At 51.0% G+C, this 13,419-nt stretch carries 17 protein-coding genes; 11 read left to right on the forward strand and 6 right to left on the reverse strand.

Annotation, left to right across the window (positions count from 1 at the left end):
- The first annotated feature begins 186 nt into the window (after nucleotides 1-186).
- The 7 genes from EZV72_RS18165 (at nucleotide 187) to EZV72_RS18190 (ending at nucleotide 5,157) form a co-directional block, all read left to right on the forward strand.
- The gene (locus EZV72_RS18165; protein ID WP_137168563.1) at nucleotides 187-1,047 is read left to right on the forward strand and encodes a DUF3014 domain-containing protein; all 861 of its coding nucleotides are present in this window, start codon (nucleotides 187-189) and stop codon (nucleotides 1,045-1,047) included.
- A complete protein-coding gene (locus tag EZV72_RS18170; RefSeq protein ID WP_137168564.1) occupies nucleotides 1,034-1,606 on the forward strand; it encodes a DUF1285 domain-containing protein in 573 nt (190 codons plus the stop codon). Before EZV72_RS18165 ends, EZV72_RS18170 begins: the two co-directional genes overlap by 14 nt.
- A gap of 106 nt (nucleotides 1,607-1,712) precedes the next feature.
- Nucleotides 1,713-3,002, forward strand: a complete 1,290-nt coding sequence (locus tag EZV72_RS18175; RefSeq protein WP_137168565.1) for a metal-dependent hydrolase family protein — start codon at nucleotides 1,713-1,715, stop codon at nucleotides 3,000-3,002.
- 9 nt (nucleotides 3,003-3,011) lie between these two features.
- The gene (locus EZV72_RS18180) at nucleotides 3,012-3,596 is read left to right on the forward strand and encodes a YqaA family protein (RefSeq protein WP_137168566.1); all 585 of its coding nucleotides are present in this window, start codon (nucleotides 3,012-3,014) and stop codon (nucleotides 3,594-3,596) included.
- An 83-nt stretch (nucleotides 3,597-3,679) separates the two neighbouring features.
- Complete coding sequence (locus EZV72_RS18185) at nucleotides 3,680-4,129, forward strand: hypothetical protein (protein WP_137168567.1); 450 nt, start codon at nucleotides 3,680-3,682, stop codon at nucleotides 4,127-4,129.
- The gene (locus EZV72_RS18505; protein WP_175405170.1) at nucleotides 4,129-4,305 is read left to right on the forward strand and encodes a hypothetical protein; all 177 of its coding nucleotides are present in this window, start codon (nucleotides 4,129-4,131) and stop codon (nucleotides 4,303-4,305) included. The genes EZV72_RS18185 and EZV72_RS18505 overlap by 1 nt, the downstream gene beginning before the upstream one ends.
- Nucleotides 4,306-4,323: 18 nt before the next feature.
- Nucleotides 4,324-5,157, forward strand: coding sequence for a DUF1206 domain-containing protein (locus EZV72_RS18190; RefSeq protein WP_232364464.1), 834 nt, complete (start codon nucleotides 4,324-4,326; stop codon nucleotides 5,155-5,157).
- Between the two features lie 25 nt (nucleotides 5,158-5,182).
- Here EZV72_RS18190 and tusA read toward each other — a convergent pair whose 3' ends face one another.
- From tusA to rph, 3 genes are read right to left on the reverse strand one after another with little or no spacing between them, the layout of a single operon-like run.
- Nucleotides 5,183-5,434 (reverse strand): sulfurtransferase TusA, encoded by a 252-nt coding sequence (gene tusA / locus EZV72_RS18195; RefSeq protein ID WP_137168568.1) that lies wholly within the window; start codon nucleotides 5,432-5,434, stop codon nucleotides 5,183-5,185.
- A 2-nt stretch (nucleotides 5,435-5,436) separates the two neighbouring features.
- Nucleotides 5,437-6,078, reverse strand: coding sequence for an orotate phosphoribosyltransferase (pyrE, locus tag EZV72_RS18200; RefSeq protein WP_137168569.1), 642 nt, complete (start codon nucleotides 6,076-6,078; stop codon nucleotides 5,437-5,439).
- A 15-nt stretch (nucleotides 6,079-6,093) separates the two neighbouring features.
- Nucleotides 6,094-6,807, reverse strand: coding sequence for a ribonuclease PH (gene rph / locus EZV72_RS18205; RefSeq protein WP_137168570.1), 714 nt, complete (start codon nucleotides 6,805-6,807; stop codon nucleotides 6,094-6,096).
- A gap of 194 nt (nucleotides 6,808-7,001) precedes the next feature.
- Between rph and EZV72_RS18210 the strand changes: the two genes are divergently transcribed.
- The 3 genes from EZV72_RS18210 to EZV72_RS18220 all read left to right on the forward strand — a co-directional run bounded on the left by EZV72_RS18210 (nucleotide 7,002) and on the right by EZV72_RS18220 (nucleotide 10,147).
- On the forward strand, nucleotides 7,002-7,865 hold the full coding sequence (locus EZV72_RS18210; RefSeq protein ID WP_137168571.1) for a YicC/YloC family endoribonuclease: 864 nt from the start codon (nucleotides 7,002-7,004) through the stop codon (nucleotides 7,863-7,865).
- Between the two features lie 201 nt (nucleotides 7,866-8,066).
- Nucleotides 8,067-8,678: a lactoylglutathione lyase family protein gene (locus EZV72_RS18215; protein ID WP_408640823.1), complete on the forward strand. Its 612-nt coding sequence runs from the start codon at nucleotides 8,067-8,069 to the stop codon at nucleotides 8,676-8,678.
- Nucleotides 8,679-9,229: 551 nt separating this feature from the next.
- Complete coding sequence (locus EZV72_RS18220; RefSeq protein WP_137168572.1) at nucleotides 9,230-10,147, forward strand: homocysteine S-methyltransferase family protein; 918 nt, start codon at nucleotides 9,230-9,232, stop codon at nucleotides 10,145-10,147.
- A 65-nt stretch (nucleotides 10,148-10,212) separates the two neighbouring features.
- On the opposite strand, the gene EZV72_RS18225 is transcribed toward EZV72_RS18220, so the two are convergent.
- Nucleotides 10,213-10,770 (reverse strand): DUF1439 domain-containing protein, encoded by a 558-nt coding sequence (locus EZV72_RS18225; protein ID WP_137168573.1) that lies wholly within the window; start codon nucleotides 10,768-10,770, stop codon nucleotides 10,213-10,215.
- Nucleotides 10,771-10,853: 83 nt separating this feature from the next.
- Between EZV72_RS18225 and EZV72_RS18230 the strand changes: the two genes are divergently transcribed.
- Nucleotides 10,854-11,336 (forward strand): nuclear transport factor 2 family protein, encoded by a 483-nt coding sequence (locus EZV72_RS18230; RefSeq protein ID WP_137168574.1) that lies wholly within the window; start codon nucleotides 10,854-10,856, stop codon nucleotides 11,334-11,336.
- Nucleotides 11,337-11,385: 49 nt separating this feature from the next.
- Here EZV72_RS18230 and EZV72_RS18235 read toward each other — a convergent pair whose 3' ends face one another.
- The gene (locus EZV72_RS18235; protein WP_137168575.1) at nucleotides 11,386-12,018 is read right to left on the reverse strand and encodes an OmpA family protein; all 633 of its coding nucleotides are present in this window, start codon (nucleotides 12,016-12,018) and stop codon (nucleotides 11,386-11,388) included.
- A gap of 211 nt (nucleotides 12,019-12,229) precedes the next feature.
- Nucleotides 12,230-13,417: an HD-GYP domain-containing protein gene (locus EZV72_RS18240; RefSeq protein ID WP_137168576.1), complete on the reverse strand. Its 1,188-nt coding sequence runs from the start codon at nucleotides 13,415-13,417 to the stop codon at nucleotides 12,230-12,232.
- Nucleotides 13,418-13,419: the final 2 nt, after the last annotated feature.

Below are 13,419 nucleotides of genomic sequence, written 5' to 3' on the forward strand. Positions count from 1 at the left end.
GCCCAAATCGGCAAAAAACCTGTTAATTCACCACACAAACAGATCAAATTCTGCAAAGATGGTGTAGGAAACAGGTAGAATTATGGAAATTGCTCCTTTGTGTAAATACAGTCCTTTCTTGGTAAAAAAGTTAGGAGTATGATTTCCTTTGTAGTCCCAAGGATAAAATAACATGGTGGATTTGTTATGACTGACCCGTCAGAAAAACGCTCGGTACCCCCGCACATTGTGCTGATTGCCATAATTATTATTGTGATTGTGGCTGTGATCTTCTGGCCCTCCAGTGAACCGGAGCAACCGCAGGAACCCGAACAAACCACTGAACAGGATATGACCCTGCCACCTTCATCGGATGAACCGCTGGATTTTGAGCCTGCACCAGAGCCTGAAACCGTTGAGATTGACCCGGATGCCGAGGTTGAGCCAATGGCCGATCAGCCACAGTCAGAACCAGAGCCGCTACCACTGGATACCAGCGATGAAGGTATTCGTACATCGCTGTCTGAACTGACTGCCGATGACACCGTAAATTCTATTTTAGTGGACGAAGGCCTGTTGCAGCGCTTTGTGGTATCGGTGACCAATCTGGCTAACGAGGAGCTGGCTAACGAGCAGCCGTTAAAGGCCCCTGAGCAAAGTTTCCGGGTCTATAAACAGGCGGGCAAGGAATGGATAGATGCAGCCAGCTACAAGCGTTATACCCCGTATGTACAGATGATGGAAAATATGGACAACGAGTCCATGCTGGAGCTGTACAAAAACTATCAGCCCCAGATTCAGGAAAAATATGCCGAAATTGGCGACCCGGATGAGTCATTCAATGGCGTGGCAGTGCAAGCCATCAATGAGCTGCTGGACACACCCGAGGTGCCGGTTCCGGTGGAGGTGTACAGTGACTCGGTGGCCTACAAATATGCTGACCCGCAACTGGAAAACCTGAGCCAGCCGCAAAAGCAGCTGTTGCGCACCGGCCCGGATAACATGCGCCGTATCAAGGCGAAGCTGCGTGAAATTAAAGCGCTGCTGGAAGACCATGGATCTGAGTAATTTCGGCCAGAAAATCAGCGACGCAGCCGGTGACACCAGCCGCGTCCTGCCGCCGGTGGATAAATGGGATCCGCCGTTTTGTGGTGACATCAATCTGACTATCAAACTCGATGGCAGCTGGCATTACGAGGGCACACCTATTGGACGCCGGGCGCTGGTCCGGTTGTTCTCCACCGTGGTCAAGAAAGAACAGGACAGTTACTTTCTGGTGACCCCGGTAGAAAAAATCGGTATCACTGTTGAAGATGTACCCTTTCTGATCACTCAGTGGAGCCAGCAGGATGATGCCATCGTGCTAACCACCAACGTGGGCGACACCCTGACCCTGTCATCTAACCACCCCATGCAGCTACGCCAGCCACCGCCAGGCCTGGAAGCCCCGGACAGTCACCCGATTCCTTATGTCTGTGTCAGGCGCAACCTGTGGGCCCGGTTACATCAAAATGTCTATTATCAACTCATAGAACAGGCTGACAGCCGCACCCGTGGTAACCTACAGCAGTTGTTTGTGACCAGTGAAATGGAACCTTTCATAATTGGTGAACTACCGGCAGAATAAGGTGTGGTTTACAGTCTGATCAGCCTGACAGGCGCAGGCTGATTGCACCTTGTGCATCCGCGCAGTACATTAGTGTAAACCAGGTTAAAAAAACACCGGATACACTATGACCCCGACCTATTCCGCCACTCTCATTGCCATTACCCTGTTACTCAGCCCGTTGGCCCAGGCGGCAACCGTTATCCATGCCGGCCAGGTATTTGATGCCACCAGCGATACCCTGCATTCCCGGCAAACCCTGGTGATCGAAAAAGGCAGGATCACGTCCATCCGGGATGGCTATCAGCAGGCAGGTAATAACGACACCCTGATTGATCTGACCAACAGCACCGTGATGCCGGGGCTGATGGATATGCATGTGCATTTATCCTCGCAGCACGGAGGTCCGCAAACCTATATGGAGCGATACACGCTGAATGAGGCAGACTACGCATTGAAGGCCGCGCATTATGCAAAGGTTACCTTGCAAGCCGGGTTTACCACGGTGCGCAACCTCGGCGACAGTTACAACGAAACCGTTGCCCTGCGTAATGCCATCAACCAAGGCTTACTGCCCGGTCCGCGTATTTACACTGCCGCGAAGTCCATCGCGACCACCGGGGGCCATGCTGATCCCAGTAATGGCATGGCCCGTCATCTGCGCCCGGACACCGGTCCTGAGGCCGGCGTGATAAACGGCGTCAGTGAAGCCCGACAGGCGGTACGCCAGCGCTACCAGGATGGCGCAGATGTGATAAAAATTACCGCCACCGGTGGTGTGCTCAGCGTGGCGAAAAGTGGTCAGAACCCGCAGTTTATGAATGATGAGCTCAGCGCGATTGTCAGTACGGCGACAGATTATGGTATGACCGTGGCCGTGCATGCCCATGGCAAGGAAGGCATGAAGCGGGCGATTCGCGCCGGGGTGACCTCTATTGAGCACGGCACTTACATGGACCAGGAAGCCATTGCCCTGATGAAAAAGCATAATACCTACTATGTGCCGACCATACTGGCCGGTAAGTTTGTGGCAGAAAAAGCCGCTATCGATGGTTATTTTCCTGCGCTGGTGCGTCCTAAAGCCGCCGCAATCGGGCCTCTGATTCAGGACACCTTCGCCAGGGCGCATCAGGCCGGGGTCAATATTGCCTTTGGTACAGACAGCGGAGTCTCCGCCCATGGTGACAATGCCAAAGAGTTTGGTTACATGGTAGAGGCTGGGATGCCCCCCGCCCAGGCCTTACGCAGTGCCACGGCGAATGCTGCTACCATGCTGGGCATCAACGACGATTACGGCACGCTGGAGCCGGGCAAAATAGCAGATATTGTGGCGGTAAAAGGGAACCCGCTTGAGGATATCAGCGTAATGATGTCGGTATCCTTTGTGATGAAGGGTGGGGAAGTCTTTGTGCAATAGCAGGAGTTTATGGGAATTACATCGCGTTTGAAGCACCACACCCGACAACTGGTAGGGTCAAAAAATATGTTGTCGGGGATCACAGTAGCATCGTTGCTGGAGTCGACTATCGTTCCCATTCCCCTTGAAGCCGTGATGGTGCCACTGATGCAGGCCAGGCGTGACAAGCTGTGGATGATTGCGCTGATGGCTACCATAGGCTGTTTGCTGGGCGCAATCATTGGCTACGGGCTGGGCTACTATCTATTCGGCCTGGTCGGCGACTGGGTGATTCAGACCTTTTCCAGTCAGCAGCAGTTCGAGCAGGTAAAACAGCAAATGCAGAATCAGGGGTTCTGGTTTGTGATGACGCTGGGTATTGCCCCCATTCCGTTTCAAATTGCCATGCTGGCAGCAGGGGCCACCAAATACTCGCTGGCGCTGTTTGTGGCAGCGACGGTTATCGCACGCAGTATTCGCTATTTCGGGCTGGCGCTGGTGGTGTATATTGCCGGCAATAAAGCCGAGCATTTTATTCGCAAATACAAAGGCTGGGCGATTACGGGGCTGACCGCGCTGGTGCTGGCACTATGGTATATCAGTACGCTGTTCTAAGTGTCGCGGTAAGGATAATCGGGTAACAACAAACTTGATAATAGTTCTCATTTGCATTAATTTATCCGTCGGAGGAATTGCACATGAAAACCCATTTTTTAACTGCCGACCGGCAAAAGCAGCTACAGCTTGATCCGGGCCTGGCCCGGGAACAACGCGTCATCGCGCAGTCCGCTGCACGTCGCGCGCTGGAACAAGGCAATAATGCGCAGGCATTTGAATACACCGGCGAGGCGTTTGAAATCGCCCGGACGGTGATCCTGTCGCTGCATAACCCGGCGACCAGTACCCAAACCCTGGCCGAAGACTTCCTGGCTTATGGTGCGCTGGCTCTGTATATGGCGTCTCAGTATGAAAATCAGGGCGAAGCCGATGTTGCACAATACCTGCTTGAGCAAAGTCAGCAGCAATTGGCTGCTTTACAACCTCTGTATGCAGCTGAGCCAGACATTGCCAGCCTGATCCGGTCGGTGATGCAGTCGCTGGATGATAATGAGCAGCCTGCTGCGACCACTTTGGCAAAGCCACACTAATGTGTAAGCCGGCTGCAGCTTCGCACCGGTATGTGCAACTGGCTGTCAGTGAGCAGGCCCTGCAGTGTATGGTAAGCCCGGGTGTATTTCACATCAGCGAGATTCACTGTAATGACAAGGTGAGTAAGCGCACACTTCAAAATATTCTTCTAAAAGCGCTGACCGATAACAAATAAGGTAAACATTATCTGATATTGTACGTACAAACTGTTCTGACCAATAACAAAACAGGACAGGATGTGCCGGATAATTTCAGAAAAGCCTTAGCCTTTGGCGGCTATGCAGCCAAAACCGTCGTTTATTGCCTGCTGGGCGTGCTGATTATCAGCGCGGCAGCCGGAAGTATTCGTAGCGACACGCCCTCCCAGAAATCTGTTTTTATCTCACTGCTCAGTCAGCCATTCGGGCAAACTCTGCTTGGTCTGGTGATTATCGGGATGGCTTGTTATGTGCTGTGGCGCTTTACTCAGGCCTTACTGAATGCCGATAACCTGAACAATGATGCCAAAGGCATCGTGATGCGCCTGTTTTATTTTGTCTCCGGTATTTTGTATACCACCGGCACCTATCTGGCCATAAAGGTGTTTCTTGGCGCCCGCAGTGACAGTGGGCAAAGCAGCAGTGAGCAGATGTCATCGTCTTTGATGCAGCAAACCTGGGGCTGGTGGGTGGTACTGATAGGCGGAGGGCTGATTATCACATTTTCTGTCATTCAGTTTCGGCATGCGTTTAAAGCAGACTTCATGGATAAATTTGAACTGACAGCGATGACTGAAGCCTTAAAGAAAGTCGCCCGTATTGTTGGCCGGGCCGGTTTTTTTGCCCGCGGTGTGGTGTATATTCTGGTTGGCAGCTTTTTTGTCCATGCCGCTCTAGTATCAAACCCGCAACAGGCAGGCGGCCTTAAAGAGGCACTCAATACCATCATGCAGCAGCCATTCGGACAAATTGGAGTCATTGTGGTTGGCGCAGGCTTTTTTACTTTCGGCTTGTTCTGTGCACTGGAAAGCCGCTATCACAAAACCTGATTGCAGCAAAAAGAAAAGGCGTGGGTTACACGCCTTTTTTGATCAGATACTGATAGGGCACCTGCTCGGTTTGTGATGCCAGTAATGTATGTTGCATAAACCGGCAGAAACTGGGCACGTCTCTGGAGGTCGAAGGATCATCGGCGGTCACGTACAGGGTTTCTCCGTCGGTCATCTTTCTGACCTTAAGACGTATCATCATCACCGGCTCCGGGCATCGCAGGCCCTGAGCATCTAGCTGATAATCGGCGTCAGTAAAGGTGTGTGATGCTGTCACAGTTAAATTCCGTAATTTTCACGATACGTGTTGATGGCGGCAATGCGCTCATCCTGCCCACCCTGTTCAGACAGGTAGGTCACCACATCAGCCAGACTCACAATAGAGACCACCTGGGTAGCGAAATCGCGCTCGACTTCCTGAATGGCAGACAGTTCTCCCTGACCACGCTCCTGACGATCCAGCGCAATCAGTACACCAGCCAGGCTCGCCTGATTTTGCTCAATCAGGGTCATTGACTCTCGAATCGCAGTTCCGGCGGTGATCACATCATCCACCAGCATCACTTTACCGGCCAGCGGGCTGCCTACCAGATTGCCGCCTTCGCCATGCGTTTTGGCTTCTTTGCGGTTAAAGCAGTAAGGCACATCCAGATCATGATGATCAGCCAGTGCCACCGCCGTGGTAGTGGCAATCGGAATTCCTTTGTAGGCCGGGCCAAACAGCACATCAAAATCTATCCCTGCATCTGTCAGCGCGGCGGCATAAAAACGGCCCAGTTTGGCCAGATCGCCGCCCCGGTTAAACAGGCCGGCATTGAAGAAATAAGGACTCTGGCGGCCGGACTTTAGAGTGAACTCACCAAACTTCAGTACTTCCCGGGAAATAGCAAACTCGATAAATGCGCGTTGATAATCTTTCACAGCCGCTCCCCTTATTTATGCCAGTGCGGCTTTTTGTTCATCAAAGATTTCGCGCAGGCCGTGCTTAGCCAGCTCCAGCATCTCATTCATCTCTTCAAACGAGAACGGTTCGCCTTCTGCTGTACCCTGAACTTCAATCAGTTTGCCGGTATCGGTCATCACCACGTTCATGTCAGTTTCTGCCTCTGAGTCTTCCAGATACTCAAGATCGGCAATAGGCGTGCCTTTGTACACACCCACCGACAGGGCACCGATCATGTGTTTAAGCGGGTTGGTTTTGATAATGCCTTTGGTACGCATGTAGGTCAGGGCATCAACCAGCGCCACACAGGCACCGGTAATAGAGGCAGTACGGGTGCCGCCATCAGCCTGAATCACATCACAGTCCAGGGTGATGGTGTTTTCGCCCAGTAGTTTTAAATCAATGGCAGCACGCAAAGAGCGGGCAATCAGACGCTGAATTTCCAGCGTACGGCCGCCCTGTTTACCTCGCGCAGCTTCACGCTGACTACGGGTATGCGTAGAGCGGGGCAACATGCTGTATTCAGCGGTTACCCAGCCTTTGCCCTGGCCTTTCATAAACCGTGGAACACCTTCCTCAACAGTGGCATTACACAGTACCTTGGTGTTACCAAACTCAATTAATACCGAGCCTTCAGCATGGCAGGTAAAGTTACGGGTAATGGTTACCGGACGGATTTGACTGGCGGTTCTGCCGCTTGGACGCATAGTGTTCTCCTAGAAGTCAGGCGCATCAACGCTTGAGCTTAAAAATGTAGGCCAAAAGTATAACGTAATTGTACCTATAAATTGAAACAAAGAACGCAGTACATTTAAGTTGGGCATAACAGGAGGTATTGGCGTATGATCAAATCACAGCCAAAATGCGGCAAACGTGGCGCAAACAGCAACGGAAGAAGCGTATGATTTATAGCATGACAGCATTCGCGCGCAGCGAAATAAAACAAGACTGGGGCTCAGCAGTATGGGAAGTCCGCTCGGTTAACCAGCGATTTCTGGAAACCTACTTCCGCCTGCCCGAACAATTCCGCTCTCTGGAGCCGGTACTGCGCGAGCGTTTTCGAAAGCGTTTGCAGCGCGGCAAGGTAGAGTGCGCGCTGCGCTTTACGGCCAGCGACAAAACCACCACCACGCTGACCCTAAATGAAGCACTGGCCAAAGAAGTGATGCACGCCGCGGACTGGGTGCAGTCGCACGGTCAGTCGACCGGGGTCAACCCGCTGGATGTACTGCGCTGGCCTGGCGTCATTGCATCAGAAGAAGCCGATATGGATGAGATTCATGCGCAGGTGCTGAGCGCATTTGACGATACCCTGACCCAGTTTATTGAAGCCCGGGCAGATGAAGGCAGCACCCTGAAAGGTCTGATAGAACAGCGTCTGGACAACATTGAACAGGAAGTCGCCAAAGTCAGTCAAAAAATGCCAGAGATCATGCAATGGCAGCGTGATCGCATTCAGACCCGCTTTGAAGAGGCCAAGGTTGAATTGGATGCCGGCCGGTTTGAACAGGAAATGATCATGCTGGCGCAAAAGGTGGATGTGGCCGAAGAGCTGGATCGCTTAAATTCTCATGTGAGCGAAACCCGCAACATTCTGAAAAAAGGCGGCGCCTGCGGTCGACGTCTGGATTTCATGATGCAGGAGTTTAACCGTGAAGCAAACACCCTGGGCTCTAAGTCAATCAGCACAGAAATCACCCAGTCAGCCGTGGAACTGAAAGTGCTGATTGAACAGATGCGTGAGCAGATCCAGAACATCGAATAACCACTTTGTTGACTCACACAAACCGCCGCTCTGGCGGTTTTTTTGTACCCGGGACAAACGCTTTGCAACTGACCCGGACACAGATGATAATTTTAATTTATCAAAATAATAGCAAACCATAATTTTTTATTTTCACGGCCAATCCCTATTATATCTCTCAACAGCAAGGCACTTGCACCGATAACTTAGATGATTGAGGGTATGATGAAAAAACAACTGTTAATGATGATGACCACTCTGGCGGTATCAGCCCTGCCAGTGACCGCAGCCAGCGCCGCGCAGGACACCCAGTCTGTGGTGGAACAGGCCGCGCAAAAGCCGTATCCGCGTTCGTTTTCCCATATTGGTATTTCAGTACCGGATCTGGAAAAAGCGGTTGAGTTTTACAGTGAAGTACTGGGTTGGTACACCATTATGGAACCGACCAAGGTAAAAGAAGATAACAGTGCTATCGGCAAAATGTCGACTGATGTGTTTGGTGAAGGCTGGGGCAGCTACAAGATTGCCCATATGTCCACCAGCGACAAAGTGGGTATTGAGTTATTTGAGTTTGAACAGCAGAAGAACCCGGATAACAACTTTAAATACTGGGAAACCGGTGTGTTTCACTTTGCCGTGCAGGATCCCAATGTTGAGGAGCTGGCGCAAAAGATTGTTGATGCCGGCGGCAAACGCCGTATGGACAAGCCACGCTTTTACTATCCGGGTGAAAAGCCCTATCGCATGATTTACATGGAAGACCCGTTTGGCAACATTATTGAAATTTACAGCCACAGCTATGAGCTGCATTATGCCAGCGGTGCTTATCAATAAGCTTTTTATGAGCCCGGCCGAGCCGGGCTTTTTTGTATCAGAAGGTTGGTGTAAAAAACACTTCGCGTACTGAATTTCGGGGCGCGGCATTCACCGCTTACATTACTGTTTCAGCCACATTATCAGGGTCCAGCCTGGTAGGTTTTGCTCATCAGAGAAAATTGTGGTGACTATATCCGGTACGATAGTAGAACAGCGGCCATTCCACTGCGCCATTTCCTCGGCCAGATCAATTCAACTTCCATAGGTAAACCATTTGGCAGCGCCATACACCGAACTTCTATGCACAATACGACCGGCGACCGAGCTGGTTAGTAAAAAGTGCCCCTGTTGCTAACGCCAAAGGGCAAAGGTCAGCTCGGTTGAGATACCAAACCATGCAACTTTGCATGAACATAGATGTGCCTGAGCGCTTAGCGTGAAAGGTGATACATATTCTTGTCAATATCGTTTAATTTGAGTGCGTTCTGTTACAGTTTACGCTGAAATACATGTTCAGAAAAAACGCTTTGCTCTAAGGTAGCAGCCAACTAGTCAACCCTGAGAGAGTCATGTCACAATTTACCTTATTAGACGGCGGGATGGGCCGTGAACTGAAAGCATCTGGGGCGCCTTTTTCACGTCCTTACTGGAGTGCCCAGGCGCTAATGGAAGCACCGCAAACTGTTTTAAAAGCACATCAGCGATTTATTGATGCCGGAGCAGAGATTATTACCGTTAACAGCTACGCCTGTGTGCCATTTCACTTAGGTGAAGATATTTATCAGACACAGGGCGCGGCGCTGACCCGGCTGGCCGGCCAACTGGCCCGTCAGGCTGCTGACAAGGCATCTTCTAAGGTACAGGTTGCAGGCTCGCTACCACCACCAATGGGCAGTTACCGCCCGGATTTATTTAATGCAGAAAAGGCCATCGCTATTTACCAAATGCTGCTGGATGAACAGGCCCCATACGCAGATTTATGGATAGCAGAAACCATTGCCAGTCTGGAAGAGCTTAACGCAGTTATTCCGGTCGCCCGCCAGTCTTCAAAGCCTTGTTTCTATGCATTTACCCTGTCTGATGACAATAGCGAAACATCGACATTGCGCTCAGGTCAGTCGGTAGAAAGTGCGGTAGCTCTGGCGGCGGCTGCCGGCGCGGCTGGTGTTCTGTTTAATTGCTCGGTGCCTGAGGCTATGAGTGCAGCATTAACTCAGGCAAAAGAAGCGCTCAGTGATGATTCATCAACGCTATTACTTGGTGTATATGCCAATAATTTTGCGCCTATTGGCACAGAGCATCTGGCAAATTCTCAGGAGATGGGTATTCGGGAACTGACGCCACAACAGTATCTGGCATATGCAAAAACCTGGTATGAACAGGGAGCACGCATTATCGGTGGCTGCTGTGGTATCGGCCCGGAACACATTGATGCACTCAGACAATGGCAACAAACCATCACGCCCGACGGGCAGTCATTCGCCTGACAGCATCATGTGTGCCAGAGTAAAGAGAACTCCGGGGCATGTGCGCCCCGGCGTTAGCCACAGTGTTAAGATTTAGGACGCAGCGATAACTTGCCCTGCTCAACGCTAAGTTGCAGTGGCACGGTGGAAAGCAGTTTGATGGCTTTGTTGGTGGTATCCAGTTCATATACCGGATTAGAAGCCAGATAACCATTAATCAGCTTCATAAACTCACCGCTCACCGGCGCCAGGTTCCCCTTGTAGCCACCGGCATCAATAGAGCTGTCCAGCAGCGACAGGGAGCGCACAAAGATAGCTTTTTGTTCGCTGTCGTAATAGGGCGTGCCTTCGAGCTCCAGACTGACCTTAGCCGGATAGCTGAAACCAAACGCACTGATACTGGCGGTGGCTTTCGTGCCCAGCCGCACCACGTCTTTGCCGTCAGGGCCGATGGTAACAGTCATGTCATCCACATTTAATAGCAGTGGAATGCCGGCCAGTGACGACTTTTTCTGAAGCTTACTGAGCTGCCCGTCCAGCACCTGTTCCAGTTCGCTGTCAGACACCGTATAGGCTGACATTTGCGCCAGCGTGGCACAGCCGCTGATCATCAGGGTTAACAGCATGGCAAAAATAGTTTTCATCGTGGGTACTCACTTGCACTGAACTGGGCGCAGTGTAACCTGAGCTGACAGAATAAGTAAAAGCACAATAAGCGAAACCGATCATGAAAATACTGGCTAGCGGCATCTTACTGGCGTGTTTATCCCTACCGGCGCCTGGAAACGCCCACAACGACAATCAACAGCAGGTGGGCACGGTACTGGACAAACTTCACCAGCGCGCGGCACAGGCTGACTGGGAGGGCTATTTCAGCCTGTATACTAACGATGCCATTTTTATCGGTACAGATGCATCAGAAACCTGGACCCAGCAAGAATTTAAGCAGTATGCCAAGCCTGCATTTGATAACGGCACAGGGTGGACTTATACCACCACCAGCCGACATATTTACCTTAGTCCTGACGAGCAGGTGGCCTGGTTTGACGAACTGCTGAGCAATCAGAGTCTTGGCGTGACCCGAGGCACCGGCGTGCTAATCAAACAGAACAATACCTGGAAAATCACCCAGTATCATCTGGCCATACCGGTCCCTAACGCACTGGCCGATGACATTACCGGGCAGATAAAACAATTTTCGCAGCCATAAAAAAGGCGATGTGTACACATCGCCTTTGCGCTTATTTAAAAACAGCGGATTATTCTGTCAGCGGCTGAATTTCGAGCTCAACACGACGGTTCTGCTGACGATTCTGCTCACTGGTATTAGGGACTTTAGGCTGATACTCACCCATACCGACCGTGGTGATCCGCTTAGGGTTAACACTGTAAGTGGTCAGCAGGTTTTTCACTGACTGGGCCCGACGCTCAGATAAGGTCTGATTATACGCTTCGGCGCCGGTGTCATCAGTGTGGCCCTTGATAAGCAACACCGTTTTTTCATATTCGTTGATCACAGTGGCAACATCATTGAGTACCGGATTAAAATCGGTACTGATCGCAGCGCTGTTAGTAGCAAAGGTGATATCACCGGGCATGATAAGTTTTAACTTATCGCCTTCACGGACAATCTGAATGCCAGTGTCGGATAACTCATTACGTAACGCTTCTTCCTGGCGGTCCATGTAGTTACCGATAGCACCACCGGCAATGGCACCAACCGCAGCGCCCCAGGCGTAACGGCTCTTGTCGTTGTCACCTGTGGCTTTACCCAGCAGCGCGCCGACAACAGCACCAATACCCGCGCCTTTTTGAGTGTTAGAAGGACTATTGGCACAGCCAGCAACAGATACTGCCATGGCCACAACGCCGGCAATCAGAGTTTTTTTCATAACATCCTCGTTAATCACAGAATAAATGTCAGGCAGTCACTATACGCTGCCCGTTAACCAGGTAACTGCAAAAGTCATTCCAGCCCCTGGCCTGTTATTTGGATGACCAGCATACCCGCATGAAACTGAATCTGGCTTGAATAAGCGAGCATCAGCAGGTGCAATACGACCGCTTGCCTGATCATCACAGGGTTGCGGTGTAGCGTTATCACTACACCGCGATAGAACGTTCAAAGAAACGATTAAAATCAATGTCGTAGTCACTGGCCAGTACTGCACATTCTACCGTGATATTCGGCTCTTTTTGAATATCCATGTCTTTGGGTTCAAGAAAGTGGCCACCTTTGAGGCTGTAAAAGACTTTTACCACCGGCTCAGTGGGCGAGGTGGTTTGTCTGAGCACCATAGCCAGTTTATCGCTGGACAGTTTTACCAGACTACCAACCGGATAAACCCCCATGCATTTAATAAACCGCAATACCAGTTGCTTATCCAGCTTGTGCGGGGTTTCATCCAGCAGAATCTTAAGTGCTTTTTGACTCGGCATGCCCGCTTTATAGCAGCGATCCGCAGTCAGAGCATCATACATATCTGCAATTGCCAGCATGCGTCCGGCATGAGAAATGTCATCACTGGCCGTGCCTGCCGGATAGCCTTTACCGTCAAGACGCTCATGATGTTCACTGACGACCCGGATCAGGGTGGTATCAATACTGGCAGCTTCCAGCGCCTGCACCCCGTACTCCACATGCTTTTTCATTTCATCCATTTCCGGGTCTGTCAGGCGGCCCGGTTTATGTAAAATTTCATCAGGTACGCGGATTTTTCCCATGTCATGTAATAATCCGGCATAGGCCAGCTCACTGACATCCTGTTCATTCATGCCAATGAACTGACCAAAGTTAGCCAGAATAATGGCCACATTCAGCGAATGCTCCAACAGGTAATCGTCTTTTTCCCGAATTTTACTCAAGCACAGCAGAGCATCTGGGTTACGCTCCATGGACTCCACCAGCTTGTGGGAAAATTCCCGGGGAATTTTGTCGTCAAAGGGCAGCCCTTTACTGACCGAATCCAGCAAAGCTTGCTGGATCGCCTTACCTTGCTTGTGCAGCTTTTCAGCGCGCACCATCTCCTGGGCAAACGTTGCTTTGGGCTGAGGGGCTTTTACCGGCGCGCTAGTCTGAACCGGCTGTTCTCCGCTGGGATCGAATTGTTTTGACAAATCAATGATCAGTTTTTTAACCCCACGTTGTCGCAGCGAGTCTACGATAGACTGCGAGGTCACCTTTCCCTGTGTAGTAAGCTTGAGTTTGCCGGACTGTTCAGTAATCTGATTAACAAACATTCCCGGGGCTAACTCATTAATACTGATAACTTTTAAATCATTTTGTGCCATGA

The organism is Salinimonas lutimaris, assembly GCF_005222225.1.
Classification (GTDB): Bacteria; Pseudomonadota; Gammaproteobacteria; order Enterobacterales; family Alteromonadaceae; genus Alteromonas; species Alteromonas lutimaris.

What these genes read in the sequence shown, in the direction of transcription:
- EZV72_RS18180 (WP_137168566.1), top strand. Translation starts at nt 3,012, where the DNA reads ATGGGAATTACATCGCGTTTGAAGCACCACACCCGACAACTGGTAGGG.
- EZV72_RS18240 (WP_137168576.1), bottom strand. Translation starts at nt 13,417, where the DNA reads ATGGCACAAAATGATTTAAAAGTTATCAGTATTAATGAGTTAGCCCCG.
- EZV72_RS18225 (WP_137168573.1), bottom strand. Translation starts at nt 10,770, where the DNA reads ATGAAAACTATTTTTGCCATGCTGTTAACCCTGATGATCAGCGGCTGT.
- EZV72_RS18235 (WP_137168575.1), bottom strand. Translation starts at nt 12,018, where the DNA reads ATGAAAAAAACTCTGATTGCCGGCGTTGTGGCCATGGCAGTATCTGTT.
- EZV72_RS18220 (WP_137168572.1), top strand. Translation starts at nt 9,230, where the DNA reads ATGTCACAATTTACCTTATTAGACGGCGGGATGGGCCGTGAACTGAAA.
- EZV72_RS18505 (WP_175405170.1), top strand. Translation starts at nt 4,129, where the DNA reads ATGTGTAAGCCGGCTGCAGCTTCGCACCGGTATGTGCAACTGGCTGTC.
- EZV72_RS18215 (WP_408640823.1), top strand. Translation starts at nt 8,067, where the DNA reads ATGATGAAAAAACAACTGTTAATGATGATGACCACTCTGGCGGTATCA.
- EZV72_RS18210 (WP_137168571.1), top strand. Translation starts at nt 7,002, where the DNA reads ATGATTTATAGCATGACAGCATTCGCGCGCAGCGAAATAAAACAAGAC.
- EZV72_RS18170 (WP_137168564.1), top strand. Translation starts at nt 1,034, where the DNA reads ATGGATCTGAGTAATTTCGGCCAGAAAATCAGCGACGCAGCCGGTGAC.
- EZV72_RS18185 (WP_137168567.1), top strand. Translation starts at nt 3,680, where the DNA reads ATGAAAACCCATTTTTTAACTGCCGACCGGCAAAAGCAGCTACAGCTT.
- EZV72_RS18165 (WP_137168563.1), top strand. Translation starts at nt 187, where the DNA reads ATGACTGACCCGTCAGAAAAACGCTCGGTACCCCCGCACATTGTGCTG.
- rph (WP_137168570.1), bottom strand. Translation starts at nt 6,807, where the DNA reads ATGCGTCCAAGCGGCAGAACCGCCAGTCAAATCCGTCCGGTAACCATT.
- EZV72_RS18230 (WP_137168574.1), top strand. Translation starts at nt 10,854, where the DNA reads ATGAAAATACTGGCTAGCGGCATCTTACTGGCGTGTTTATCCCTACCG.
- EZV72_RS18175 (WP_137168565.1), top strand. Translation starts at nt 1,713, where the DNA reads ATGACCCCGACCTATTCCGCCACTCTCATTGCCATTACCCTGTTACTC.